We start from the raw sequence: 25146 nt of genomic DNA on the forward strand, positions 1-25146 counted from the left end.
AGAGTATATCGCATTTATAGGTCGATATACTCTCTTTTCTAATGTAAAGGAATTAACCGAAAATTGACCATTTTCTGCTAACTAATGAATGCTGCAAGTTCCATTTTTAGAGCAATGGACTTGTCAAAATAGAATTATTTTTGGAGGTGCACTATGGCGAAGTATATAGGCAAGCGTTTAATTTATATGGTGATCACTTTAGCGCTGATCGCTACTTTCACATTCTTCTTAATGAAAATTTTACCTGGATCCCCCGTCGCTTCCGCAGATAAATTATCTCCAGAACAAAGGGCAGTCGTAGAAGCTAGATATGGATTGAACGAACCTCTTCCGGTTCAGTATTTCAATTACATGTTCGGCTTAGTGCAAGGTGACTTAGGAATTTCCATCAATCAGTTTAAAGGAGCGGAAGTTACAGATGTCATTTTAAGCCGAATGGGTCCTTCTGCACAAATCGGTTTCCAAGGGATGGTCCTAGGAACAGTTTTGGGAATTCTACTGGGAATGATTGCTGCTTTAAGGCAGAACACCTGGGTTGATTACACCAGCACATTTGTAGCGATTGTCGGAATATCGATTCCTTCCTTCGTGTTTGCATCATTGCTTCAATATTGGTTTGGATTAAAATGGGAATTATTCCCTGTAGCTTTGTGGAAAGACGGCTTCATGTCCAGCGTTCTTCCATCCATCGCATTGGCAATGTTCCCGCTTGCAACAGCAGCACGTTTTATCCGCACTGAGATGATTGAAGTTCTTGGCTCGGATTACATTACATTAGCAAAAGCTAAAGGCGCGAGCGGCTCTGAAATTGCATTTAAACACGCATTCCGCAACGCATTGATTCCATTAGTGACGGTTCTAGGGCCAATGGCTGTTTCCATCCTTACCGGATCGTTGGTTGTAGAACAGATTTTTGCAATTCCAGGCATCGGGGAACAATTCGTTAAATCGATCATGGTCAACGATTTCTCTATCATCATGGGAACTACGATTTTCTTCTCAGTATTCCTTATTGTAATTATCCTGCTGGTAGATATATTGTATGGTGTCATTGATCCTCGTATCCGTCTTTCAGGAGGTAAAAGTTAATGACTCAAAAAATTGATAAAATTCCGGAACTGCCGAAAGGTTCGTTTGAGCGAATTACATTGGATTCCCATCAAGCGGAACGCATCACGAAGCCAAGTGTCAGCTTCTGGCAGGACGCCTGGTACCGTATCCGTAAAAACAAAGGTGCCTTGTTCAGTTTGATTTTATTCGGCCTAGTTGTCATCATGGCTTTTGTAGGGCCAGCTATTAGCCCTTATGAGCCGAATGCACAGACAATCACGCATGCAAACTTGCCGCCGAAAATTCCGGTAGTTGAAAATCTTGGGATTCTTGATGGCGTCGGCACATTAGGCGGCCAGGAAGTTGACTTGTATGAAATGAAAAATGTTGAAGTCAACTACTGGTTCGGAACTGACGGCCTTGGCCGTGATATGTTCTCACGTGTCTGGAAAGGTACTCAAGTATCCTTATTCATTGCCTTTGTTGCAGCTGCAATCGACATGCTGATCGGCGTAATCTATGGAGGAATTTCCGGTTATTTTGGCGGCCGCGTTGATGACTTTATGCAGCGGATCGTTGAGATTTTGACTGGTATTCCTAACTTGGTTGTCGTTATCCTGTTTATCCTAATAATGGATCCTGGAATACTGGCCATTATTATCGCCTTGACCATAACCGGCTGGACCGGCATGTCCCGGGTCGTCCGTGGACAGGTGCTTAAATATAAGAGCCAGGAATTCGTATTGGCTGCCCGTACATTGGGAGCGAGCGACTCACGCATTATCTGGAAACATTTAATGCCGAACGTTTTAGGTGTAATTATCATCAACACGATGTTTACTATTCCAAGTGCTATTTTCTTTGAAGCTTTCTTAAGCTTTATCGGACTGGGGCTACAGGCGCCGGATGCTTCACTCGGTACATTGATTAACGATGGTTATGCGTTAATTCAATTCTCACCGCATATTTTAGCATTCCCGGCTGTCTTGTTAAGTTTAATCATGATTGCGTTCAACTTGATCGGTGATGGACTTCGCGATGCCCTTGATCCGAAGATGAAAGATTAAGGAGGAAAGTTGATAATGGAGAAAATTCTACAAGTAAAGGACCTTGAGCTTTCCTTTAACACCCAAGGTGGGGAAGTTAAAGCGATACGCGGGGTTAACTTTGATCTATATAAAGGTGAAACTTTAGCAATCGTTGGAGAGTCGGGTTCAGGAAAATCTGTAACGACAAAATCCATCATGCGTTTGCTGCCGGAAAACTCAGCTGAATTCAAAAGCGGTGAAATTTTATTCGGTGGACGTGATTTGACGAAGTTGAGCGACAAGGAAATGCAGAAAATCCGCGGAAAAGAAATTTCGATGATTTTCCAGGATCCGATGACGTCTTTGAACCCGACAATGCCGATTGGCCGCCAATTGACGGAGCCATTACTGAAACACCAAAAAATCAGCACAAGTGAAGCCAAAAAAGTAGCAATCGACTTGTTGCGCCTTGTAGGCATGCCAAAACCGGAATTGCGGATGAAGCAGTATCCTCACCAATTTTCAGGCGGACAGCGCCAGCGGATAGTCATTGCTATATCACTAGCTTGCAACCCGAAGATTTTAATCGCAGACGAGCCTACAACGGCACTTGATGTAACCATCCAGGCGCAAATTTTGGAATTGATGAAAGATTTGCAGAAGAAAATTGATACATCGATTATTTTCATTACCCATGATCTTGGTGTTGTTGCAAACGTAGCAGATCGCGTAGCGGTCATGTATGGCGGGAAAATTGTTGAAATCGGCACAGTCGATGAAATTTTCTATAATCCGCAGCATCCTTATACATGGGGGTTATTAAGCTCAATGCCATCGCTGGATACAGAAGATGCAAAATTGTATGCAATCCCAGGAACGCCTCCTGATTTGCTGGATCCTCCGAAAGGAGATGCCTTTGCACTTCGAAGCGAATATGCACTTAAAATTGATATGGAGCAAAACCCTCCATTCTTTAAAATCAGTGATACTCACTCTGCAGCAACATGGTTATTGCACCCAGATGCGCCGCAAGTAGAACCGCCATTGACGGTTATTGAACGAATGAAGAAATTCCCAGGCAGCAGATATTATGAAGGGGGCGTGGTATAATGGCTGAAAAGTTACTCGAAATTAAAAACTTGAAACAGTATTTCAATATCGGTAAAGCGAATGAAGTCCGCGCGGTAGATGATATCAGCTTTGATATTTATAAAGGTGAAACTTTAGGATTGGTTGGCGAGTCAGGCTGTGGGAAATCCACAACCGGCCGCTCAATCATTCGTTTATATGATGCTACGGATGGCGATGTTTTCTATGAAGGCGAGAATGTCCATGGCAAGAAATCAAAGCAGGAACTGAAAAAATTCAACCGCAAAATGCAGATGATTTTCCAGGATCCATATGCTTCATTAAACCAACGGATGAAAGTTATGGATATCATTGCAGAAGGCATCGATATCCACGGCTTGGCAAAAAATCCTGCTGAACGCAAAAAAATGGTCTATGATTTACTGGAGACTGTTGGGTTGAACAAAGAGCACGCTAACCGCTATCCTCACGAGTTTTCAGGCGGACAGCGCCAGCGTCTTGGAATTGCCCGTGCTTTGGCTGTAGATCCTGATTTCATCATTGCCGATGAGCCGATCTCTGCATTGGATGTTTCCATCCAGGCACAGGTTGTCAACTTATTGAAGGAACTTCAGGAAGAAAAAGGTTTGACTTTCCTTTTCATCGCCCATGATTTATCGATGGTTAAATATATTTCTGATCGCATTGGCGTAATGTATTTCGGTAAGTTAGTAGAATTGGCACCAGCAGAAGAGCTATACAATAACCCGTTGCATCCTTATACGCAATCATTATTGTCAGCTATTCCTTTACCGGATCCGAACTACGAACGCAACCGGGTGCGTAAATCTTATGATCCTGCAGTTCATAACTATACACAAGCTGATGATGTACGGATGAGAGAAATCAGCCCTGGCCATTTTGTTCAATGTTCAGAGCGTGAACTCGAATTGATTAAAGCAGCTTCAGTAACCAATTAATAGCAGAACGATGTCCTAAGGGGCATCGTTTTTTTGTGCCAGCAGTTTTCCTGCGGCGCTCAAAATTCGAACTTGGGAGACAGAATAGGCTTTTGAAAAAACTGGATCTAACTACAATAATTTTATTTCAATTTGTCAGAAAAATGATAGAATGGAAGAACAATGGATATGAAAACTTTAATCAAATGGTGTTATTGGACCCTGGTTGATGGTTAGTAAATCCACTCAGTCTTTTGAAATGATTATTCGGATTTAACACGGACATTTCTTGGGTCGCAAAAGAGGAATAAAGGGGTGCAGAAAATGGCGAAATCGTGGAAATGGCTGGCAATTTATGCAGCAAGCATCAGTTTAGCAAGTGCGGGCAACGTTTATGCCGCTGAAGAAGACAAGGCGCCGGATTTTACACCGCGGTCTTACCACGTAGCCGAACTTGATTCGCAAGTATTGGCAGCTTCAAGTTTATATGCGTTTGATTCGGGCTTGGACTTTGCTTATCCGGATGCTGTCCGCGGAATTTTTGTAACCGCCAACTCAGCTGGGGGAGAACGGTTTGATTCGTTGATCGATCTGGTGGATGAGTCGGACTTGAATGCTATGGTTATTGACATAAAAGAAGATTTTGGCCACTTGACATACATACCTGAGGAAGGCTCGGTTTTGGCAGAGCTTGATATGGGACAAGGGTTGATAAAAGATCCGAGAGCTATGCTGGAGCGGTTAGAAGAAAAAGAAATCTACCCAATTGCCCGTGTAGTTGTTTTTAAAGATACAGTTTTGGCGGAAGAAAGGCCCGAACTGACGTTCATGGATGGAGACCAGGTTTGGAAAAACAATCGCGGCGAATCATTTGTAAATCCTTTCATGAAAGAAGTATGGGAATACAATGTGCAAGTTGCTATCGAAGCTGCCAAACTCGGATTTAAAGAAATCCAATTTGATTATGTCCGTTTTCCGGAAGGATTTGAAAACCGTGCGGATAGTCTGAGCTACTCGCTTGGGGATTATGAAGAGGCGGATATCGACCCGACACAAAAAAGAGTACAAGCAGTTACTGATTTTGTCGCATATGCAAGAAAGCAGTTAGCACCCTACGGAGTAGAAGTATCGGTCGATATTTTTGGTTATGCTGCAACTTTGCCGGAAGCTCCAGGCATCGGCCAGAATTTTTCAAAGATCTCTGAAAATGTGGATGTTATCTCTTCTATGATTTACCCAAGCCATTGGACTTCTTATTTCGGGATCGCAAAACCGGATCTGGAACCATACCAACTGGTGGCTGAGTATGCCAAAGTGGAAAATCGGGTATTAGGCGCATTGGATAATCCGCCCGTCTCACGGCCATGGCTGCAGGATTTTACAGCAAGCTACCTGGGGGCTGGCAACTATATGAATTATGGCAAGCCAGAAGTGGAAGCCCAAATAAAAGCCCTGCACGATAACGGAATTGATGAATACCTTCTATGGAATGCCGGAAATTCCTATTCACCGGGTGTGGACTATACTCCTTGATTGCTGGCAAGAGGGCTCGGCGTTCTTCAGCCGGGCTCTCAGCGTGGAGCAATCCAGAAGCGCCTTTTAATGAGTGACTTTTTTCTGCTTTTATATATAAACGGAATTAGTCATCATATAATCAAGCCATAAATGAAACTATTTTCTTTTTGAAACGTAATATATACATGTAATAGCATTTTCAAAAAGCTTCCGTAACTGAGAATAAATAAATTTGGTTTGGAAGTTTACGACAAAAGAAAAAGGGGTAAAATTATATTATATAGTTGTGTAAGTATAATGAATATATAGCTATTATGTGACAAAAAGATTGATTTCTAATTTTTTTATTAAGATATACTATTAAATTCATTCCATACATTGTATAATGAATGTAGAGCCTCTAAACTATAATGATTCTAATTTGAAGCAAAATAATGAGTTTTTAAGAATCCGAAAGGAAGTGCTCCACTATGATGGTTACACTATTTACTTCACCGAGCTGCACATCTTGCAGAAAAGCTAAAGCTTGGCTTGAGGAACACGAGATTCCATACACAGAACGCAATATTTTTTCTGAGCCATTAACAATTAGTGAAATCAAAGAAATATTACGTATGACTGAAGACGGCACAGATGAAATCATCTCAACCCGTTCTAAAATATTCCAAAAATTGAATGTGGATGTTGAGAGTTTACCGCTTCAACGTCTGTATGAGTTAATCCAAGAACATCCAGGGCTGTTGCGCCGTCCGATTATCATGGACGAAAAACGCCTGCAGGTCGGCTACAACGAAGATGAAATCCGTCGATTCCTTCCACGTAAGGTTAGAGCTTATCAATTGCTTGAAGCTCAGCGAATGGTAAACTAACTAAAAGCACATTAGCTGTCCGGTCTTTATGGTATTTCATAAAAGATCTTGGGCAGCTTTTCTTTATTTTAATTAGTTGCATAAATCTGTTAAGTGCATTAAACTCTATGTACTTGTAACTTGTCTTTGGTGATAGGCAGAAACTTTTTCTTTACTCATGAAAAAAGTTATACTTGTTAAAAGAAATACAGCACGGCTCTGAGGAGTGTTCTCTTAGTCCAAACCGTAAAGGAGAGGTGTAAAATGGAAATCGAACGTATCAACGACAACACAGTTAAATTTTACATTTCCTATCTCGACGTTGAAGAGCGAGGGTTTAGCCGTGACGAAATCTGGTTTAACAGAGATAAGAGCGAAGAGCTTTTTTGGGAAATGATGGATGAAGTTAATGAAGAAGCCGATTTCGTAATGGAAGGTCCGCTTTGGATCCAAGTCCAGGCTATGGACAAAGGTCTTGAAGTTACAGTAACGCGTGCTCAATTAACTAAAGATGGGCAGAAGCTTGATTTGCCTGATGATATAGAAGAACGCCGCAAAATGTTTGCAAGTGAAGATGCGGTCACTCCGGAGTTTGATGAATTTGAACCGGTTTTTGATGAACCTGATATTAAGAAACTTGAATATACATTTGTTTTTTCCGAAGTGGAAGAGCTGCTTCCAATTGCGCGCCGGTTAATGTATGTGCCGATTGAATCTGCAGTTTATCATTTCGAGAACAAATATTACCTATATACAAGCTTTGATGAACTCCTCCACTCGGAAGAAGACATCAAAAACAATGTCAGCATCTTTACTGAGTATTTACGTATTTCGCCGGTAACGGTGCACCGTCTTGAAGAATACGGAAAACCAATTTTCAAAGAAGATGCGCTCTCAAATGTACTTCATTATTTTGGCTAAGATCTCCTTTCAGGAGGTCTTTTTTTTATTGCCAAAATGCTCCTAGTTCCATAAACTAGAAGAAAGGAGAGTGATCTATATATTAGTAGCCAAAACCAAACAACAGGAATTGTTTTATTTAACCGGCAAGCATTCCCGCACAGAACTCAGGGAGATGCGCCAGCGAAAACAATTTTTTTGCCCTTCCTGCAAGGCGCCATTGCATTTGAAAATCGGAGAAATCAACATCCCTCATTTTGCCCACCAGACTCGTACAGATTGCGACACTTTCAGCGAACCAGAATCTTCTCTTCATCTCCAAGGAAAACTTCTTCTTTACCAATTCTTCTCTCAGTTAAACCTCAAAGCCGAATTAGAAAGCTATGTTCCCCAAATCCGTCAGCGTGCGGATCTTTTGGTCAACCGCCAACTTGCAATTGAATTTCAATGCAGTACAATTCCGGTCCAACAACTCAAACAGCGATCCGAAGGTTATTTAAAGATGAATTTGGAGCCTATTTGGATCAAAGGCTTAAAAGAATCCTGCCGCGAAGGAATAAGTTTACTCAGACTGAAAACGCATGAATTTGAAATGAGGCAAAACGTCGCCGGAACTTTTTTCATCCTGTTGTTCTACCCACCGGACAATCGATTTTACTATCATTCAAACTTGTTTTATGTGAGCTCGAATCGTTGGGTAGGAAAAACCAAGTCAATCGAGGCAAGCAAGCAAGTTTTTCCTTTCGCAATCCCAAAGTTTCTGACCAAAGAGGAATTTAATAAAGTTCTGGGAATTTTTCGGAATGTGCGCCAGCAATACATCCGAAGCCAGCTGTATAACGAAAATCGAATAAAAAGTTTGTACTGCCGATTATGTTATGAGTTGCAGCTGGATATGACTAATTTGCCGGCTCATTTCGGAATTCCATTGCTCGGTGCCGAATGTCTGAAGCAGCCGGCGGTGTTGTGGCAGTTGCAGGCAGCGGCGGCATGGGAAAAGGGGATTTCGGTGGATTCGCTAATCGCTTCTGGAAAACTAGTGCTATCAGATCCTTCAAGGGCTCCTGAAGCAACGGAAATAATGTCTAGCTACCTGGATTTATATTTGCTGTTAAAAGAGGGTTTTTCAAAAGATTCCAGCCTTTTGGAAATCACCTATGATAACTATTGCAAAAACTTGCGAAAATTGAGAAAATAAGGTGTAGTTCGTTTCCCGAAAGAATGGGACAGAGGAGGAAATTTAATGGTCAACAAAGTATTGGCAAGAGAAGAAGTTCCAACAGAATTAACGTGGAGATTGGAAGATATATTCGAAACCGATGAACTTTGGGAAAAAGAATTTGTGGAAGTTTCTGCAATCGGAGATAAAGCAGAGTCGTATCAAGGAAAATTGCAGGAAAGTGCGGAAGCGCTTTATGAGGTGCTGGTTTATAAAGATGAGTTGACCGAACGGTTGAGACGCCTTTATACTTATTCGCATATGCGCTACGATCAGGATACGACCAATTCGAAATACCAGGCGATGGACAGCCGTGTGAAATCTTTGTTTGCGAAAGTCTCTGCTGGCTTGTCATTCCTGACGCCTGAAATACTGGCTCTGGAAGAATCTGTCCTAAACGGCTATGTGGAAAGCCACAAAGGCTTAAGTTTGTACAAGCAGGCGCTTGAGGAATTGAATTCACTTCGTCCGCATGTATTGCCTGCCGAGCAGGAATCCTTGCTGGCGCAAATGTCCGAGGTAAGCCGCGCATCATCAGAAACGTTCGGCATGCTGAACAATGCAGATTTGGAGTTTCCAGAAATAGAAGATGAGTCAGGCGAAAAAGTCCAAATTACGCATGGCAATTACATCCGCTTTTTGGAAAGCAAAGATCGCCGCGTGCGGGAAGATGCATTTAAAGCAGTTTATGCAACCTATGGCAAATTCCGCAATACTTTTGCTTCCACGCTTTCGGGCAACATTAAGCGCGATAACGTTAACGCACGGATCCGGAAGTTTGAGTCAGCTCGCCAGGCAGCCTTAGCTGACGACCATATCCCGGAAGCTGTTTACGATAACCTGGTGGAGACTGTCAACAATAACCTTCATCTTTTGCACCGCTATGCAGCGTTGCGCAAGGAAGTACTTGGAATCGACAAAGTGCATATGTGGGACATGCACACTCCTTTGGTTAAAGAAGTGAAAATGGAGATTCCATATGAAAATGCCACAGGGATTATGCTGAAAGGCCTTGGAGCACTTGGCGAGGAATACGTAGGCATTGTTCAAGAAGGCATCAACAACCGCTGGGTAGACGTCAAAGAGAACAAAGGAAAGCGCAGCGGAGCATATTCATCCGGTGCTTATGGGACCAATCCCTATATCCTGATGAACTGGCAGGACAATGTAGACAATTTGTTCACATTGGCCCATGAATTTGGCCACAGTGTCCATAGCTATTATACACGCGCAAACCAGCCGTATATTTACGGTGATTATTCGATTTTCGTAGCGGAAGTGGCTTCGACCACCAACGAAGCTCTGCTGAACGAATACATGGTAAAATCCACTGAGGACGACCAGGAGCGCATTTACTTATTGAACCACTGGCTTGATGGATTCCGCGGAACGGTATTCCGCCAGACCATGTTTGCCGAGTTTGAACACATGATACACAAAATGGATCAGGACGGGGAAGCATTAACAGCTGATCGCCTGACAGAGGTTTACTACGAACTAAACCAAAAGTATTTCGGACCGGATGTGGCAGTCGATGAAGAAATCGGATTGGAGTGGGCAAGAATTCCACACTTCTACTATAATTATTATGTCTTCCAGTACGCCACGGGCTTTAGTGCTGCGACAGCATTGAGCAAAGGAATACTTGAAGAAGGGCAACCTGCAGTAGATCGCTATATTAATGAATTCCTAAAGGCCGGCAGCTCGGACTATCCGATTGAAGTGCTGAAAAAAGCCGGTGTCGATATGACGCAGTCGAAAGCTGTTGAAGAAGCGTGCAAAGTATTTGAACAAAAGCTGAATGAACTCGAAAAATTATTGCTGAATAAATAAATAAGCAAAAGAAGTAGACTTCATAACTCTACTTCTTTTCTTTTTGCTATATAGGAATAATTAAAAGGAATAGTTGAAATGTATAAAGAAGATTGATTATGACGAAATTGTGAAAGTCTTTGTGAATTATTGCATTAACTATTATTCCGTGATAAGATTAAGTTGTGAAATAAATCACATACAAACATACACCCCTTTGTTTGAGCGTGAACATTTCTCCCATCCCCTTTGTGTAATATAGAAAGGCGCCTTCCGGACGTGGAAGGCGCCTTTCGCTTTGGGAAAAGAAAAGCGGCAGCGCCCGTGTAGCTCTGACGGGCATTTATAAAAGGTTTTATTTCCACTAACTGGATATACTTTCTGATCCTATTTAAATACTTTCTAGTTCAAGCCAAATACTTTCCAGCAGAAATCAATTACTTTCCCAAAACCTTAAAATACTTTCCGAAGCCAAATCCGAGCCAAAAAAATAACCTGTCTCCCACAAGTGGGAGGCAGGTTATTTTACTTTCCATAAGGTTTCTTTCGGCATGCAGATGCGTTCGAGCTTTTGTTGAAGAACTTGTTTCTTCAGTTCGCATTCTGCGGTTTGTTCGGAAATATTGTATATAGAAGCAATTTCTCTAGTTGCCATAGTTGAGTATTTTGTAAAAAGATCATCCAAAGATGGTGGGGTTTGCCGGTTCAGGCTTTCTTCCCCCAGCATTTCTTGTAAAATTGTTTGATAAACATCATAAGAATAAAGTCCGGATACTTTCACGCCTTCGTCTTCAATGCACTCGTTAAAAAAGACGATGCTTGGCACTTCGTTGATTTCCATTTCGCGGGTAATCTGTAAATCGCATTGGAAAGCTTTTGCGGTATGTACAGAATGAAAATCCAATTTGAATTCTTCCTGATCCAATTCTGCTTCTTCCGCTATTTCCAACAAGACGCTGTATGAAGAAACATCTTTGGACTGAAGGAACAGATGCTCCTGGAGTTTGTGAAGGAACCGGTTTCCTGAACGTTTTCCCTGAAGTTCTGCAGCTTTTATCGCTACAGACGGCAAGACAGGATGCGTCAAATTATCGGTATCAATATTTGATGACAGTGTTGACTTGTTTAAGTTGAATAATTGCGTACTCAAGACAATGCGCATGGAAAAATAATGGCCGTATTCGATTTGTAATTTCCGGATGATTCCTTGCAGTTCCCAGCATTCCGAGTTTAATGGATCTACGAAAACGTATAGTTCCATTGGTTTAAAGGAATTCGCAGGCTCACGAATCTCCTGAGCCAAATCTAAGTTGCTCACTCCAACTCCTCCTCACTGTCATACTCATTGATCATATGATGCGCAGTCATAACAAGGCGATTGTATAACGTTTCACGGAATTTTCCGCTTAACCCCACTTCGTCCATTGCTTCACTCATGCACTCCAGCCAAGCCTGAGCTCTGGCAGGCGTAATTGCGAATGGGTGATGTCTTGCCTTTAGTCTCGGATGGCCATGCTCTTCTGAATAAAGGTTGGGTCCACCTAAGTATTGGGTCAAAAATTGTTTTTGTTTACGGGCGGTCTCTGAAAGATCATTTGGAAAAATAGGCTGCAGCTGTGGATGCTCCGCTACGCGGGCATAAAATGCATCGACTAACTTTGATAATGTTTCCGCACCAATTTCATCATACGGAATAATAGGTTTTCCAGTCATTATCGTGTCTCCTTTGCTTTAGCTGTAAATTCATTCTAACAACGCAGCCCGAATATCTCAAACAAATCGATTGAGCAGCTGCCAAATTTTAGGTTTAGAGAATATTATTTTGTTCAGTTGACAGATGCAGAATCCATAAAGCGGGCAATTTTTTTGTTTGCCGGCCGTTCAGGAATCTCTTGTTGCTGAAGGAAATGGAAAAAGCGCTCTTGGCCAGTTTCGGCATCTGCCACTTCAAACTCCAGTTCGAAATCCTCTTGTCCATTGTACTCAGAATGATCGATGACCAGTAAGCCTTCCAGGTAATTGAATTCCACGCGGTGAGTAGTCAATGTGCCGATCGTTTTCAATTCCGCAATTGATACATCCATTTTTTGAAGAGCATCTGATACTTCAGCTGCTTCGAAAATTTTTAATTCGAGCATGCGCTGCGCCTGCTCTTTGGTCAATTTATCGGTAGTTTCGTAATGGCCGACAGGAGCAGGAGTTTTCAACGTGCACTCAAAAAGGCCGCTTTTGTTCCGAATGCGCAAGGCGCTGTGCTGTGTCTTTAATTGAAAATTATCGGTATCAAAATAATGGTTATGCTGGGTGACAGGACCGTTATGGAAAGCCGCAAAATCTTTCAGCAAGCGTGTATATTCTTCTTTTGTCAGCATGTTTTTAAATTCGATTTCAAGTTCTTTTGTCATAGGGAACACCTCTCTGTTAACTTCATTATCGGATAGTTTAGTGCAAACTGCAACGAATGGCAGAGCTGTGTTAAAATATCATTATTAAGAAGCTAGAAAGGAAGTATCGATTTGCACAAATTCGTAGCGGTAAACCGAACCGAAATCACTGAAAACAACATTGAATTTTTCATTGAAGAAACTGAACCATCTGAAGCAATTGAAGCGTCAGGACAAATGCTCACAGATTCTGACAATCAGGCGTTTGTCTATTTGCTGGATACGGGTACTGACTATATATATGTTCAGTTTGGCGTACATACATGGCCAGCGTTGACCAAAGCGCTGCAGCAAAAAAAAGTTCCGCTCCTGACATGGGGCAAACAAGTCATGCCGCTGGCAGAGTTCCACGAAGAACTATGGATGCTGGTGGAGAACATAGAAGGCAATGACAACTACGGAGAAGCTTTCCGTACTGCTGTAGAACAGGCATTTCATGAGGCACTTGCTTCACGATCTTAAAAGAAGTGAGGAGGACCGGAGATGGGTCAATGGAATCGATTTTTAGCACCATATAAACAGGCAGTAGATGAATTAAAGATAAAATTCAAAGGGATGCGAAGCCAGTTTGAAACCGACAACACAAATTCGCCGATTGAGTTTGTGACTGGCCGCGTCAAGCCTTTAGCGAGCATCTACGACAAGACCCTGGAAAAAGGCATTCCATTTGAGCCTTCTGAAGAACTTGCCCATCAATTGCAGGATATCGCCGGAATTCGAATGATGTGCCAATTTGTCGGGGATATTGAGACGGTGGTCGGTTTGTTGAGGCAGCGTAAAGACTTGCGTATTGTGGAGGAAAAAGACTATATCTCCAATGAAAAACAAAGCGGCTACCGCTCATACCACGTCATTGTGGAATACCCGGTTCAGACCATCAGCGGAGAGCAGCTGATTTTAGCGGAAATTCAAATCCGGACTTTGGCAATGAATTTTTGGGCATCGATTGAGCATTCCCTGAATTACAAATACAAAGGTGTTTTTCCGGAAGAAATCAAGAACCGCCTTCAACGTGCCGCCGAAGCCGCGTTTCAATTGGACGAGGAAATGTCGCAGATTCGGGATGAAATTCAGGATGCTCAGGCCTACTTCACCGAATTCAAGGAATCGCCTGGAACTCATTTTCGAACCGATAGAGAGGGAGGTCGACCAGAACGATGAAATTTTATATCATATCAAGAAGCGACAAATTATCCAATGAACTGATGGCTACTGCTAGAAACTACCTGGAGGATTTCGGGATGGAGTGGAACGAAGAATCGCCTGATGTAGTCTTGTCGATTGGCGGGGATGGAACTTTGCTTCATGCATTCCATAAATACAGTGAAAAGCTGGCAGATGTGGCTTTTGTCGGAATACATACAGGCCATCTTGGTTTTTATGCTGATTGGAAGCCGATTGAAATCGAGAAACTTGTTTTATCGATTGCCAAAAAGGAATATGAAGTGATCGAGTATCCATTGCTGGAAGTGAGCATCCATTACCAGAACCTGGAGGAACCGGCCGTTTATTTGGCGTTGAATGAGTCGACTGTCAAGTCTCCGGATGTCACATTGGTTATGGACGTCTTTTTAAATGAACATCATTTTGAACGCTTTAGAGGAGATGGCCTGTGCATGTCCACCCCTTCAGGCAGTACAGCTTATAACAAGGCGCTGGGAGGCGCCATCATCCATCCGTCGCTGCAGGCAATGCAATTGACAGAGATGGCTTCTATCAATAACCGGGTTTTCCGGACGGTGGGATCGCCGCTGGTCCTGCCTGGCCATCACCGTTGTGCCTTGCGCCCGGTAAAAGCGCCTGATTTCATGGTGACGATCGATCATCTTCAGCTGCTTCATAAAGATGTAAAATCGATCGAATACAAAGTTGCAGATGAAAAAGTTCGATTTGCCAGATTCCGCGCGTTTCCATTCTGGCAGCGCGTCCACGATTCCTTTATTGACAGCGAGCTTTCAGATTGAGCGCCATGAAACCCTTTCAATTGACCTATACTGCTAAAGCCCCGAGCCTGTTGCGCGAGGCGCTAGAGGACTGGGGCATCTCCAAACGAACATTGGCTTCCGTCAAATATGGCGGCGGTCAGATTTTAGTGAATGATGCAGAAGTAACGGTCAGGCATCCCTTGAAAAAAGGCGATGCCGTGACCGTTATTTTTCCGAATGAAGAGCATGGGAAAGGCTTATCTGCAGAAGACGGTGAGCTGGAAATCGTCTATGAAGACGAGGCGCTGCTGATTGTTGAAAAGCCGCCTTTGCAAAATACCATTCCATCGCGCGAGCATCCGTTTGGCAGCTTGGCCAATATTGTCGCGAAGCATTTCAATGACCACGGGATTCCTTCCACCCTGCATATTGCGACGCGGCTGGACCGGGACACTTCCGGGCTGGTTTGTATCGCAAAAAACCGCCATATCCATCACATGATCTCGCTGCAGCAGCAGGAGAAAAAGATGAAACGGCGGTACGAGGCATTGGTTCATGGAACAGTAGAAAAAGATGCATTTACGATTACTGCTCCCATCGGGCGAAAAAATGCCAGCATTATCGAAAGGGAAGTGCGTGAAGACGGGCAATTTGCAGAAACCGAAGTCCGCGTAATCGAGAAACTGGAAAGCTATTCGCATGTCACCTTGCAACTGAATACCGGAAGAACCCATCAGATCCGTGTCCATCTGGCCCATCTCGGCCATCCGCTGCTTGGGGATGATTTGTATGGGGGCAAGAGGGATTTGATCGGTCGCCAGGCGCTTCATTGTACGGAGTTGGAACTGATCCATCCGGTTTCTGGGGACTCGCTGTTTTTCAGTTCTTCGTTGAACCCGGACATGCAGTCATTGGTTTAATGGAAAAGATGAAAGCGATCCGGTTGATAAGGCTGCTGGGAAGGCACTGAGACTATTTCTTTTTCGGGAAAGCGGAAAGCGGTCAAAGTGCCGCCAAACACGCAGCCGGTATCGATATTGACGGTGTTGTTAACAAAATAGGGCTCTGCAGTTGGCGTGTGGCCGTAGACCACCCACTTTTTTCCTCTATAAGATTTAGCCCAGTCGCGCCTGACAGGACGGCCATCAGCGTGAAATCTTCCAGTGATATCGCCATATAGTACAAAGACCGCAATGCCTTTGCTGAGCGGTTTCCCAATCATTTCGGCCTTTAATCCGGCGTGGGCGACAATCAAGTCGTTTTCCAGCTGTTGGTAATGCGGAAGCTGTTCATAAAAGTGGATATAGCGTTTTCGGAATTGAGTTTTTTCCGGATCGGGCAGCTGCTGCCACTCTGCTACAGTGACTTCCAGGCCGTGGGCAAGCTGAACATCGTGCCCTTTAAAAAAACGAAAAAGTTTGTTGCAATGATTTCCCGGAGAATAGTACAGGATGCCTTCGTCCTGCAGCGCAAACAGCAGTTTCAGAACATCGAGAGATTGGGGGCCGCGGTCCATCGCATCGCCGACAAAAGCGAGTTTGCGGTTTTCCGGATGAACAAATAGATGGCCTTGCTTTTCATAGCCAAGCTGTTTGATAAGCTCCAGCAGCTCCTGGTAGCAGCCGTGGATATCACCAATAATGTCATATTTCATAATGGACACCTTCTTTGTTTTAAAATTTACTATACATACCTAGGGTGTAGCGTATAGACTACTATAGCAAGCATAGAGAATCTTCGAAAGGAGGGAGTATACATGATGGAAGAAAAAGCAGTACGTGATGAAGAATTGAATGATGCATTGTTCACTGAATTGCTGATCCGCGGAGATGTCAAAGAATTCCGCGATGAGTTTTTATCGCACCATCCATACGACCAGGCAAGTTTTTATGAAAAGGCGGATTCCGGGAACAGGCAATTGCTGTATCAGTATCTCTCTCCTAAAGAGATGGCGGATATTTTTGAAGCTATTGATTTGGACGACGATGAATACGAAGACTTATTCCACGAGATGGACGCGCGTTACGCCTCTGATTTATTGTCCTATATGTACACAGATGACGCGGTGGACGTCTTAAATGAATTGAATAAAGAACAGGTCGCAAGCTACTTGACGATTATGGATAAGGAATCGGCGCAGCAAATCAAGGACTTGCTGCATTACGAAGAGTATACAGCAGGTTCCATCATGACCACGGAGTTTGTGGCCATACCGAAAAACTCTACGGTGCGCTCGGCGATGAACATTTTGCGGAATGCAGCACCGAATGCCGAAACTATCTATTATGTGTTTGTAATTGATGATGATAAGAAACTGTCGGGTATTGTGACATTAAGAGATTTGATCCTTGCCGAAGAAGATACGCTCATCAGCTCCATCATGAACGAGCGGGTCGTCAGCGTTTCTGTCAGTGAAGACCAGGAAGAAGTAGCCCGGATGATCAAGGATTACGATTTCCTGGCTTTGCCGGTTGTCGACTTTCAAAACCATTTGCTCGGAATTATCACAGTCGATGACATCATTGACGTGCTCGAAGAAGAAGCATCGGACGATTACTCCAAACTGGCAGCTGTTTCCGATATGGATACGTTTGACAAAGGACCATTGACCGCTGCGAAAAAACGGCTGCCTTGGCTGCTGTTGTTGACATTCCTTGGAATGCTGACAGCCAATTTAATGGGTATGTTTGAAGCGACCTTGGATGAGGTTGCGCTGCTGGCTGTCTTTATCCCGCTGATTGCCGGAATGGCCGGAAACAGCGGAACACAGGCACTGGCCGTAGCTGTCCGGGGAATTGCGACAGGCGATATCGAAGAACAAAGCAAGATGAAGCTGTTGTTCCGCGAGGCTGGGACAGGCCTAATTACCGGTGTGGTTTGCGGTATCGTCGTTGTCGGACTGGTTTATTTCTGGAAAGACGAGCTTCTCATCGGCGTGCTCGTCGGAACAGCTGTGATGAGTTCCATTTTTGTGGCGACATTGGCCGGTTCATTTATTCCGTTATTGATTCATCGGATGAAAATTGATCCAGCAGTAGCATCGGGTCCGTTTATCACCACCTTGAACGACATCATATCCATTGTGATTTATTTAGGCTTGGCAACTACATTCCTAAGCCGGCTTTAGAAAAGTGCGAATTGCACTTTTCTTTTTTGTGAGGTATTATTAGTACCAGGTAATAATAACAGACGCAGGGGGAATGGACATGTCAATATCATTAAAAGGAAAGACTTTTGTCATTATGGGAGTAGCCAACAAGCGGAGCATTGCTTGGGGGATTGCACGTTCTTTGGATCAATCGGGAGCAAACTTGATTTTCACTTACGCAGGTGAGCGCTTTGAAAAATCGGTCCGTGACCTGGTAGCAACGCTCGACGGCACCCACGAACTGATTTTGCCATGTGACGTGACAAACGACGAAGCAGTAGCGGAATGCTTTACTGCTATTAAAGAGCAGGTGGGAACTATCCACGGATTGGCACACTGCATCGCGTTTGCCAAAGGCGAGGAATTGTCGGGTGATTTTTCGGATACCTCAAGAGATGGCTTCCTATTGGCGCATAACATCAGTGCCTATTCGTTGACGAGCATCGCGAAAAACGCCAAGCCATTGATGGCTGAAGGCGGAAGCATTGTTGCATTGACGTATATCGGCGGCGAACGCGTCATGCCGAATTACAATGTCATGGGAGTTGCGAAAGCTTCTCTAGAAATGTCCGTTCGTTATTTGGCAGCGGATCTTGGGCGACATGGCATCCGCGTCAACGCCATTTCTTCTGGTCCAATTCGCACACTATCATCAAAAGGCGTCAGCGATTTCAATTCCATTCTTCATGAAATCGAAGAAAAAGCACCGCTTCGCCGCAATACGACACCTGAAGAAGTTGGCGATACCGCTGCTTTCCTATTCAGCGATATGTCACGCGGAATTACAGGGGAAACCATCCATGTAGACAGCGGTTTCCATATTCTATAAGAAATATGAAAAAGCAGATCGGCCGATAACTCGGCTGATCTGCTTTTTTGTCTTCATAGATTAACTAACGACTTTTTCCATCGATTTATGGGGAATGCCAGCATCCATGAATTCATCGGATGTGATGTCGTAGCCCAGTTTTTCATAGAAGGCGAGTGCATGGGTTTGGGCATTCAATTTGAGTCTGAAAATGCCGTTTGTCCGTGCATACTCTTCCATTTCGTTCATCATCAGAACGCCTATATGCTGACCGCGATATTCGGAAAGTACGCATACCCGTTCAACTTTGCCAAGGCCTGCTTCCACTTCCCGGATGCGCCCTGCCGCAATCGGCTGTTCAAGCTGATAACCGACAAAATGAACCGCTGTATCATCGTATTCATCCATCTCAATATGAATCGGAACGTGTTGTTCATCCACAAAAACTTTTCTGCGGATATCAAAAGCCTGTTCTTTTTCCATCTGAATTTCAGCAATTTTTACTTTCAGCACTTATTGATCATCTCCAGTTAATCTGAATGTCTCGTAGACCGTCCATGAACCATCTTCCAATTGATAAAGCAGATGCATACGGTCAATCACTTCTTCGTGGTCGATGCCGGCCATCTTCAATTGCGCGTAGACATCGGCGTGTTCTGTATCGGATAGTTTTTGTCCGATCGTAATATGGGGCACGAAAGAATGCTTTGGCATGCCTCCGAAGAAATCAGAATGGAGATCTTCGTGCAATGCAGCGATTTCAGCATTTGGCTCCACCTTGAAATACAAGGTATTGGTAACCGGTGAAAACGTGCTGACACGCGTAGCGTGTAGCTTAAAGGGTTTTTGCCGCTTGGCGATGTTCTGCATTTCTGCTGCGACATCTTTGATTGTTGATGCATCCGCCTCAAACGGTCCTTTTAACGTCATGTGAGGGGTAATCAGCTCATAGTGCGGATCATAACGCTTGCGGTACGAATTGGCGAGATCCTGCAATTTTTTTGAAGGAAAAGCTGCGACTCCATAGTTCATTTTAATGACCTCCTTGTCTGTGATAACCATCCATAGCAATGGTGCCAACTTTGTCTCGGAACACGGTCAGCCTTTACATGCCGAAATTCTGAATAAGCGCACGCCTCAAATCGGGCTGCCAATGCTTCCAAGTATGGTCTCCTTCAAATTCTTCATAAAAGATCGAAAACCCTTTATTTTTCATTAAATTATTTAATTGCCGGTTGGGTTCAACAAAATCTTCGGTGGTGCCGTTGCCCAGTTTGACAGCCGTTTCTTCTTTTCCAATCACATGGTAAACCGTAAAAGAATTGGCCGATTGGAAGGCTTCCACTGCGGTCAGCATTTCTTGCCCGACCTTCGGCGATTGCAGGATGACACGGCCGAAAATATTCGGGTATTTTAAGGCGGCCATTAGGGAGACGGTTGCGGCCAACGAATCACCGATTAAGGCACGTCCCATGCCCACCTGATAGGTCGGATATTTTTCGTCAAGGAACGGCACCAGTTCGTGTGCCAGAAAGCGCAGATAAGCACCATGCTGTTCGCCGGTGGGTTCATATTTTTTGTTTCGATCAGCTACGCTCTTATAAGGTACGCCGACCACGATAATGTTTTCGATTTCCTGGCTTTCCAACAATTCATCCACAACACGTGGAATCCTCCCTAATTGAAAATAATCTTTGCCATCAGAAGCGATGACCAGTGTGTATTTATAAAGGGGGGAGTAATTGGAAGGAAGATAGACAAGCAATTGCATGTCTTCCTGGAGCTCTTTGCTGTAGATGGATAAATCTTCTACCTTTCCAGTCGTCATTCGGAAGCCTCCTTTAAGGTTCTGTAAGAAAATTGTACCATACTGAATGTCCAAGGTATAATGGGAAAGAACACCAACTTACTAGAGCGAAAGGGGTTTTTGACATGGATGGTGCAAAATTTCGGGTTCACTCAGACGACGTGACAAAGGCGACGCATGAAGCATTGGAACGCAGAGGGGTTACGAATGAAGACATAGCCAAAATAGTTTTGGATATGCAGCTGCCTTTTAACGAAGGGCTTACCATTGAGCATTGCATGGAATCGGTTGAAAGTGTTTTGCGCAAACGCGAAATGCAGCATGCCTTGCTTGTTGGAATCGAGTTGGACGAGCTTGCAGAGCAAGGGAAACTGTCACGTCCGCTTCAACAGATTGTCGGATCGGACGAAGGGCTCTTTGGCGTCGATGAAATGATCGGGCTGGGTGCGGTTTTAACTTACGGGAGTATTGCCGTTACGACATTCGGACATTTGGATAAAAATAAAACTGGGATCATCCACAAGCTCGATACAAAATACGGCGGCCAGGTTCACACTTTCCTGGACGATTTGGTAGCGAGTATCGCTGCATGTGCATCCGCACGCATCGCACACCGGACACGCGACCTGGAAGAACAGGGAAAAACGTTCGAAGATCTGGCCCCGGAAGATACGACTCCGGAAACGCATGTGGAAGGTGCCGAAACATAAGGAGTTTTCTAAATGTTCCCTCTGTAAGCGTTTGTATTTTGGAAATTCGTTGAAACTAGTAAGAAAGACATGGTATTATTAAATTGGAACATAAAACATTATAGAAAAGGGAGGTCACCTTATGTTGAAAAAGAAATTTGGTTTATTTGCTGCAGTAACTCTTGCAGGATCTGTATTTTTGGCAGGTTGCGGAGATGACGCAGCTACAGAACCGGAAGGCGAAGGCGGCGGGGCAGCAGATCCCGAATTCCTAAGCATCCTGACTGGCGGTACGACAGGAACTTATTATCCGCTTGGCGGAGCAATGGCTACAATCGTTGAAAACGAAACAGGTTTGGATACGACTGCTGAAGTTTCACAGGCATCTGCTGCGAACATGACAGCACTTGCTGATGGAGCTGCCCAAATTGCTTTTGTTCAGACGGATACAGCATTTTACGCTGCTGAAGGAACGAATATGTTCGAAGGCGAAGTAATTGATACGGTTTCAGCCATCGGTGCACTTTATCCGGAAACGATTCAGTTGGTTACTACTGCAAATTCAGGAATCGCTTCGTTTGAAGATTTAGCAGGAAAAAGCATTTCTGTTGGTGCTCCAGGATCTGGGACTTATATTAACGCTGAACAATTATTGGAAATCCATGGCATGACAATGGACGACATTGACGCTCAGAACCTTGACTTTGGTGAGTCACAGGAAAGCTTGCAATCAGGCCAAATTGATGCGGCATTCATCACTGCAGGAACTCCAACAGGCGCAGTTGAAAGTCTTGGAGCTACTTCAGACGTTGTCATTGTACCTGTAGAACAGGACAAAGCTGACGAACTGATCGAAAAATATCCATATTATGCTCATGACGTTGTACCGTCTGGCATTTACGGATTGACTGAAGAAGTTCCGACTGTCTCTGTTTTAGCTATGCTCGTAGTTCAAAACGATCTTTCAGAAGATCTTGTTTATGACATCACGAAAGCGATCTATGAAAACACAGATCAAATCCAGCACGCAAAAGCTGAATTTATCCAAGCAGAAACGGCTCTTGACGGAATCGGAATCGATGTCCACCCAGGAGCGCAAGCCTATTTTGACGAAGTAAATTAATTGAATGAGCGATTAACTGACGGTAAAGCGCAAGCTCTGCCGTCAGTTATTTGTTTTATAGATGGAGGAGAAAAAATATGCGGATACTCCGGATACGAATAGTTCTTCCATTATTGATTGCCCTCATCTTAATCGGCTCCTTAATCGCATTCTTCCCTTTTCACAAGTATTATGTGTTTATCGATAATGAGACTGAAAAAACAGCGGCTTATGTACCGGTAGAAAGCCCATTTTTTCAAATCCAATATACACATTCCATTCATCTGTCAGAAGTTATTGAAAGCTACAAAGTAGCTGAAAACGATGTGTTGATGATGACCGAGCTTGAATATGAAGATTTCAATATTGGCATGCCCTCGAATGCAGGAGAAGGCGAGACCTTTGTCGAAAAGAACGGGAAATACTTTATTAAAAATATGGCAAGGGAAATTCCCGAGTTCCGTCTGTTTGTGGGGGACGTTGATGCGGGATTGTCATTTCGCACCAAAGGGCACCAAACGGATTTGAAAAAAACACTTGAAAGAGGCAAGTCCTATACTTTTCGGGTAGAGCGATTATCCCTATTTCAACTAAGAGAAGGAGTGAGAATTGATGAGCGATAAATTGCCTCCAGAAGAACGTGAACAGCAAAAGCTTCCACCAGAGGATGAGTCTTACATTTCAGAAGAAAAGCAAAAGGAAATTTTACAAAAATACGATCCCGAATCAAATACGCGGGATTTAAGTGGAATGATTAAGCATGTGGTCTTTTTCGGTTTATTGGCATTTTCCTTATTCCAACTCTATACCGCTATTTTTGGACAGTATACCGCTTATATTCAGCGGTCGGTTCACTTAGGTTTTGCCTTGTCCTTAATCTTTCTGCTGTTTCCTGCCAGAAAGCGCAAAGGGGCTCGCCACAAAGTGGCCTGGTACGATTACATACTGGCGCTGCTGTCAATCGGCGTAGCTGCCTATTGGCCGATTATGTATGATGATTTGGTATTCCGGCTAGGACGCGTTACCGAATTGGACTTGATTGTCGGAATTTTAGCGATCCTGCTGACGCTTGAAGCGACACGCCGGGCAGTAGGCATGCCGATTACGGTCATTGCCAGCTTATTTTTGGCCTATGCCTTTTTCGGGCCTTACTTCCCTGGATTTTTACGCCACAGAGGCCAGGACCTGGATGCAGTTATCCAACTGATGTTCTTTACAACCGATGGGATACTAGGAACACCGCTTAGTGTATCGGCAACCTTTATTTTCACCTTCCTGTTATTTGGAGCATTCTTGGTGAAAACTGGAGTCGGGCAGTATTTCAATGACCTGGCCGTCTCACTTGCTGGCCATTTAACAGGCGGACCGGCAAAAGTGGCGATCTTCTCCAGCGCCCTGCAAGGAACCATTTCCGGGAGTTCTGTTGCCAACGTTGTTACATCGGGTTCGTATACGATTCCGATGATGAAAAAGTTGGGTTACAAGAAAGAATTTGCAGGCGGGGTTGAGGCAGCGGCCTCAACAGGCGGGCAATTAATGCCGCCGATCATGGGAGCCGCCGCCTTCCTGATGGTAGAATTTATCGGGGGCGTGACTTACTGGGAAATTGCAAAAGCCGCGGCTATACCGGCGCTTTTGTATTTTACGGGTGTTTGGATCATGACCCATTTTGAAGCCAAGCGGATTGGTTTGAAGGGTTTGCCGCCGGAAGAAATGCCGGATCGCAAAGAAGTTTTGAAAAAGATTTACCTTCTTTTACCGATTATCGCCATCATCGTCTTCCTGTTAATTGGTATTCCAACGATGCAGGCAGCACTTTACGGAATTCTGTTAACAATTTTTGTCAGTGCCTTTAATAAGGAAACACGTCTGAATTTCAAAGACATCATTTTAGCACTTGTCGACGGTGCCCGAACTGCTTTGGCTGTCGCCGCCGCCACAGCCGCCGCCGGTATTATTGTCGGGGTGGTCGTGAAGACTGGACTCGGATTGAGTTTGGCAAATGGGCTGGTTTCAGCTTCAGGAGGAAATATCCTGTTGACGCTATTCTTCACGATGCTCGCGGCGATTGTTTTAGGTATGGGATCTCCAACCACTGCCAACTATGTCATCACGTCTACAATAGCGGCACCAGCCATTATCACGCTGTTGATGATCGATGAGCCAGTGGGAGCAGCAGTGCCGCTGGTGGTCGCTTTATCTGCCCATTTATTCGTTTTTTACTTTGGGATTATCGCAGATATCACACCGCCTGTTGCGCTTGCAGCATTTGCAGCATCAGGAATCTCAGGCGGAGAACCAATACGGACCGGGTTTATTGCAGCCAAGTTAGCAGCCGCAGCGTTTATCATTCCGTATATGTTCGTGTTGTCGCCGGCTCTGTTAATGATCGATACAACCTGGTTGGAATTGATCTGGGTATTGATTACAGCATTGACAGGAATGGTAGCCATCGGAGCAGGGCTGATCGGCTATTGGTACCGGAAACTTAACTGGTTCGAGCGCATTATTACATTCGCAACTGGATTGGCTTTGATTTATCCGGAAGGCTTGACTGATACGATTGGTGCAATATCGTTTATCATCCTATTCGGAATTCAATGGTTAGCACGCGATAAAAAGCCTGCTAAAACAGTAGAAGCCTAATAAAATAAAAACCGGCGGGGCTGATGCCCCGCCGGTTTTTATTGTTGTTTCATTTTGCCAGAAACAACGAAAAAAGCCACCGCCCGAAGGCGATGGCTTTTTCAAAGCAAACTTTGTTCCTAAAGCTTGCAGTGGGTTTGGCACCCAATGTTTCCTACTGATTTTCAAAACACAATAA

Annotated in this window: 26 protein-coding genes; 19 read left to right on the plus strand and 7 right to left on the minus strand. The window is 44.1% G+C overall.

Features of this window, described 5'->3' with window-relative positions:
- Nucleotides 1-153: 153 nt before the first annotated feature.
- The 9 genes from opp3b to pepF all read left to right on the plus strand — a co-directional run bounded on the left by opp3b (nucleotide 154) and on the right by pepF (nucleotide 10420).
- Nucleotides 154-1089 (plus strand): oligopeptide ABC transporter permease, encoded by a 936-nt coding sequence (gene opp3b / locus GJB59_RS16230; protein ID WP_142826120.1) that lies wholly within the window; start codon nucleotides 154-156, stop codon nucleotides 1087-1089.
- A complete protein-coding gene (gene opp3C, locus GJB59_RS16235; RefSeq protein WP_142826121.1) occupies nucleotides 1089-2117 on the plus strand; it encodes an oligopeptide ABC transporter permease in 1029 nt (342 codons plus the stop codon). Before opp3b ends, opp3C begins: the two co-directional genes overlap by 1 nt.
- Before the next feature lie 15 nt (nucleotides 2118-2132).
- The gene (locus GJB59_RS16240; RefSeq protein WP_142826122.1) at nucleotides 2133-3188 is read left to right on the plus strand and encodes an ABC transporter ATP-binding protein; all 1056 of its coding nucleotides are present in this window, start codon (nucleotides 2133-2135) and stop codon (nucleotides 3186-3188) included.
- Nucleotides 3188-4126 (plus strand): ABC transporter ATP-binding protein, encoded by a 939-nt coding sequence (locus GJB59_RS16245; protein WP_142826123.1) that lies wholly within the window; start codon nucleotides 3188-3190, stop codon nucleotides 4124-4126. The genes GJB59_RS16240 and GJB59_RS16245 overlap by 1 nt, the downstream gene beginning before the upstream one ends.
- 303 nt (nucleotides 4127-4429) lie before the next feature.
- Nucleotides 4430-5638: a putative glycoside hydrolase gene (locus GJB59_RS16250; protein ID WP_142826124.1), complete on the plus strand. Its 1209-nt coding sequence runs from the start codon at nucleotides 4430-4432 to the stop codon at nucleotides 5636-5638.
- 455 nt (nucleotides 5639-6093) lie between these two features.
- Complete coding sequence (spxA, locus tag GJB59_RS16255) at nucleotides 6094-6489, plus strand: transcriptional regulator SpxA (RefSeq protein ID WP_006829729.1); 396 nt, start codon at nucleotides 6094-6096, stop codon at nucleotides 6487-6489.
- A 243-nt stretch (nucleotides 6490-6732) separates the two neighbouring features.
- Nucleotides 6733-7389 carry an adaptor protein MecA gene (gene mecA, locus GJB59_RS16260; RefSeq protein WP_142826125.1) on the plus strand — a complete coding sequence of 219 codons (657 nt, stop codon included), beginning with the start codon at nucleotides 6733-6735 and terminating at the stop codon, nucleotides 7387-7389.
- 70 nt (nucleotides 7390-7459) lie between these two features.
- On the plus strand, nucleotides 7460-8566 hold the full coding sequence (locus GJB59_RS16265; RefSeq protein WP_244946823.1) for a competence protein CoiA: 1107 nt from the start codon (nucleotides 7460-7462) through the stop codon (nucleotides 8564-8566).
- 45 nt (nucleotides 8567-8611) lie between these two features.
- Nucleotides 8612-10420, plus strand: coding sequence for an oligoendopeptidase F (gene pepF / locus GJB59_RS16270; RefSeq protein ID WP_142826126.1), 1809 nt, complete (start codon nucleotides 8612-8614; stop codon nucleotides 10418-10420).
- Between the two features lie 499 nt (nucleotides 10421-10919).
- On the opposite strand, the gene GJB59_RS16275 is transcribed toward pepF, so the two are convergent.
- The 3 genes from GJB59_RS16275 to GJB59_RS16285 form a co-directional block, all read right to left on the minus strand.
- The gene (locus GJB59_RS16275; protein ID WP_142826127.1) at nucleotides 10920-11717 is read right to left on the minus strand and encodes a ClpXP adapter SpxH family protein; all 798 of its coding nucleotides are present in this window, start codon (nucleotides 11715-11717) and stop codon (nucleotides 10920-10922) included.
- Nucleotides 11714-12112: a globin domain-containing protein gene (locus GJB59_RS16280; protein WP_142826128.1), complete on the minus strand. Its 399-nt coding sequence runs from the start codon at nucleotides 12110-12112 to the stop codon at nucleotides 11714-11716. The genes GJB59_RS16275 and GJB59_RS16280 overlap by 4 nt, the downstream gene beginning before the upstream one ends.
- Nucleotides 12113-12225: 113 nt before the next feature.
- Nucleotides 12226-12804, minus strand: coding sequence for a CYTH domain-containing protein (locus GJB59_RS16285; protein ID WP_142826129.1), 579 nt, complete (start codon nucleotides 12802-12804; stop codon nucleotides 12226-12228).
- 111 nt (nucleotides 12805-12915) lie between these two features.
- Here GJB59_RS16285 and GJB59_RS16290 point away from each other — a divergent pair, with 111 nt between their 5' ends.
- The 4 genes from GJB59_RS16290 to GJB59_RS16305 are packed head-to-tail and all read left to right on the plus strand — an operon-like array spanning nucleotide 12916 to nucleotide 15688.
- Nucleotides 12916-13305 (plus strand): UPF0738 family protein, encoded by a 390-nt coding sequence (locus GJB59_RS16290; RefSeq protein ID WP_142826130.1) that lies wholly within the window; start codon nucleotides 12916-12918, stop codon nucleotides 13303-13305.
- 21 nt (nucleotides 13306-13326) lie between these two features.
- Nucleotides 13327-14004 (plus strand): GTP diphosphokinase, encoded by a 678-nt coding sequence (gene yjbM / locus GJB59_RS16295; RefSeq protein ID WP_142826131.1) that lies wholly within the window; start codon nucleotides 13327-13329, stop codon nucleotides 14002-14004.
- Nucleotides 14001-14807 (plus strand): NAD kinase, encoded by an 807-nt coding sequence (locus tag GJB59_RS16300; protein WP_142826132.1) that lies wholly within the window; start codon nucleotides 14001-14003, stop codon nucleotides 14805-14807. Before yjbM ends, GJB59_RS16300 begins: the two co-directional genes overlap by 4 nt.
- Before the next feature lie 5 nt (nucleotides 14808-14812).
- The gene (locus GJB59_RS16305) at nucleotides 14813-15688 is read left to right on the plus strand and encodes an RluA family pseudouridine synthase (RefSeq protein ID WP_142826133.1); all 876 of its coding nucleotides are present in this window, start codon (nucleotides 14813-14815) and stop codon (nucleotides 15686-15688) included.
- On the opposite strand, the gene prpE is transcribed toward GJB59_RS16305, so the two are convergent.
- On the minus strand, nucleotides 15685-16422 hold the full coding sequence (gene prpE / locus GJB59_RS16310; protein WP_142826134.1) for a bis(5'-nucleosyl)-tetraphosphatase PrpE: 738 nt from the start codon (nucleotides 16420-16422) through the stop codon (nucleotides 15685-15687). The two genes, GJB59_RS16305 and prpE, sit on opposite strands and share 4 nt — an antisense overlap.
- A gap of 102 nt (nucleotides 16423-16524) precedes the next feature.
- Between prpE and mgtE the strand changes: the two genes are divergently transcribed.
- Nucleotides 16525-17895 (plus strand): magnesium transporter, encoded by a 1371-nt coding sequence (gene mgtE, locus GJB59_RS16315; protein ID WP_142826135.1) that lies wholly within the window; start codon nucleotides 16525-16527, stop codon nucleotides 17893-17895.
- 79 nt (nucleotides 17896-17974) lie between these two features.
- Nucleotides 17975-18745, plus strand: a complete 771-nt coding sequence (gene fabI, locus GJB59_RS16320) for an enoyl-ACP reductase FabI (protein ID WP_142826136.1) — start codon at nucleotides 17975-17977, stop codon at nucleotides 18743-18745.
- Nucleotides 18746-18805: 60 nt separating this feature from the next.
- Here the strand turns inward: fabI and GJB59_RS16325 are convergent, their stop codons facing one another.
- From GJB59_RS16325 to GJB59_RS16335, 3 genes are all read right to left on the minus strand, one after another.
- Entirely contained in the window at nucleotides 18806-19237 is a 432-nt protein-coding gene (locus GJB59_RS16325; RefSeq protein WP_142826137.1) for a GNAT family N-acetyltransferase, read from the minus strand.
- On the minus strand, nucleotides 19238-19756 hold the full coding sequence (locus tag GJB59_RS16330; RefSeq protein WP_142826138.1) for a YjcG family protein: 519 nt from the start codon (nucleotides 19754-19756) through the stop codon (nucleotides 19238-19240). It lies immediately after the preceding gene.
- A gap of 73 nt (nucleotides 19757-19829) precedes the next feature.
- Nucleotides 19830-20552, minus strand: coding sequence for an alpha/beta hydrolase (locus tag GJB59_RS16335; RefSeq protein WP_142826139.1), 723 nt, complete (start codon nucleotides 20550-20552; stop codon nucleotides 19830-19832).
- A gap of 104 nt (nucleotides 20553-20656) precedes the next feature.
- On the opposite strand from GJB59_RS16335, the gene GJB59_RS16340 reads away from it, so the two are divergent.
- The 4 genes from GJB59_RS16340 (at nucleotide 20657) to GJB59_RS16355 (ending at nucleotide 24968) form a co-directional block, all read left to right on the plus strand.
- Complete coding sequence (locus tag GJB59_RS16340; RefSeq protein ID WP_142826140.1) at nucleotides 20657-21241, plus strand: phosphatidylglycerophosphatase A family protein; 585 nt, start codon at nucleotides 20657-20659, stop codon at nucleotides 21239-21241.
- Nucleotides 21242-21362: 121 nt separating this feature from the next.
- A complete protein-coding gene (locus GJB59_RS16345) occupies nucleotides 21363-22343 on the plus strand; it encodes a TAXI family TRAP transporter solute-binding subunit (protein WP_142826141.1) in 981 nt (326 codons plus the stop codon).
- A gap of 77 nt (nucleotides 22344-22420) precedes the next feature.
- Complete coding sequence (locus GJB59_RS16350; RefSeq protein WP_142826142.1) at nucleotides 22421-22945, plus strand: DUF1850 domain-containing protein; 525 nt, start codon at nucleotides 22421-22423, stop codon at nucleotides 22943-22945.
- Nucleotides 22935-24968, plus strand: coding sequence for a TRAP transporter permease (locus GJB59_RS16355; RefSeq protein WP_142826143.1), 2034 nt, complete (start codon nucleotides 22935-22937; stop codon nucleotides 24966-24968). The genes GJB59_RS16350 and GJB59_RS16355 overlap by 11 nt, the downstream gene beginning before the upstream one ends.
- Nucleotides 24969-25146 lie beyond the last annotated feature (178 nt).

This window comes from Planococcus soli (assembly GCF_016881065.1).
Classification (GTDB): Bacteria; Bacillota; Bacilli; order Bacillales_A; family Planococcaceae; genus Planococcus; species Planococcus soli.

Bases quoted from the DNA above. Each gene is read 5' to 3' on its own strand.
- opp3b (WP_142826120.1), top strand. From the start codon at position 154: ATGGCGAAGTATATAGGCAAGCGTTTAATTTATATGGTGATCACTTTA.
- opp3C (WP_142826121.1), top strand. From the start codon at position 1,089: ATGACTCAAAAAATTGATAAAATTCCGGAACTGCCGAAAGGTTCGTTT.
- GJB59_RS16240 (WP_142826122.1), top strand. From the start codon at position 2,133: ATGGAGAAAATTCTACAAGTAAAGGACCTTGAGCTTTCCTTTAACACC.
- GJB59_RS16245 (WP_142826123.1), top strand. From the start codon at position 3,188: ATGGCTGAAAAGTTACTCGAAATTAAAAACTTGAAACAGTATTTCAAT.
- GJB59_RS16250 (WP_142826124.1), top strand. From the start codon at position 4,430: ATGGCGAAATCGTGGAAATGGCTGGCAATTTATGCAGCAAGCATCAGT.
- spxA (WP_006829729.1), top strand. From the start codon at position 6,094: ATGGTTACACTATTTACTTCACCGAGCTGCACATCTTGCAGAAAAGCT.
- mecA (WP_142826125.1), top strand. From the start codon at position 6,733: ATGGAAATCGAACGTATCAACGACAACACAGTTAAATTTTACATTTCC.
- pepF (WP_142826126.1), top strand. From the start codon at position 8,612: ATGGTCAACAAAGTATTGGCAAGAGAAGAAGTTCCAACAGAATTAACG.
- GJB59_RS16280 (WP_142826128.1), bottom strand. From the start codon at position 12,112: ATGACTGGAAAACCTATTATTCCGTATGATGAAATTGGTGCGGAAACA.
- GJB59_RS16285 (WP_142826129.1), bottom strand. From the start codon at position 12,804: ATGACAAAAGAACTTGAAATCGAATTTAAAAACATGCTGACAAAAGAA.
- yjbM (WP_142826131.1), top strand. From the start codon at position 13,327: ATGGGTCAATGGAATCGATTTTTAGCACCATATAAACAGGCAGTAGAT.
- GJB59_RS16300 (WP_142826132.1), top strand. From the start codon at position 14,001: ATGAAATTTTATATCATATCAAGAAGCGACAAATTATCCAATGAACTG.
- GJB59_RS16305 (WP_142826133.1), top strand. From the start codon at position 14,813: ATGAAACCCTTTCAATTGACCTATACTGCTAAAGCCCCGAGCCTGTTG.
- prpE (WP_142826134.1), bottom strand. From the start codon at position 16,422: ATGAAATATGACATTATTGGTGATATCCACGGCTGCTACCAGGAGCTG.
- mgtE (WP_142826135.1), top strand. From the start codon at position 16,525: ATGATGGAAGAAAAAGCAGTACGTGATGAAGAATTGAATGATGCATTG.
- fabI (WP_142826136.1), top strand. From the start codon at position 17,975: ATGTCAATATCATTAAAAGGAAAGACTTTTGTCATTATGGGAGTAGCC.
- GJB59_RS16330 (WP_142826138.1), bottom strand. From the start codon at position 19,756: ATGAACTATGGAGTCGCAGCTTTTCCTTCAAAAAAATTGCAGGATCTC.
- GJB59_RS16335 (WP_142826139.1), bottom strand. From the start codon at position 20,552: ATGACGACTGGAAAGGTAGAAGATTTATCCATCTACAGCAAAGAGCTC.
- GJB59_RS16340 (WP_142826140.1), top strand. From the start codon at position 20,657: ATGGATGGTGCAAAATTTCGGGTTCACTCAGACGACGTGACAAAGGCG.
- GJB59_RS16345 (WP_142826141.1), top strand. From the start codon at position 21,363: ATGTTGAAAAAGAAATTTGGTTTATTTGCTGCAGTAACTCTTGCAGGA.
- GJB59_RS16350 (WP_142826142.1), top strand. From the start codon at position 22,421: ATGCGGATACTCCGGATACGAATAGTTCTTCCATTATTGATTGCCCTC.
- GJB59_RS16355 (WP_142826143.1), top strand. From the start codon at position 22,935: ATGAGCGATAAATTGCCTCCAGAAGAACGTGAACAGCAAAAGCTTCCA.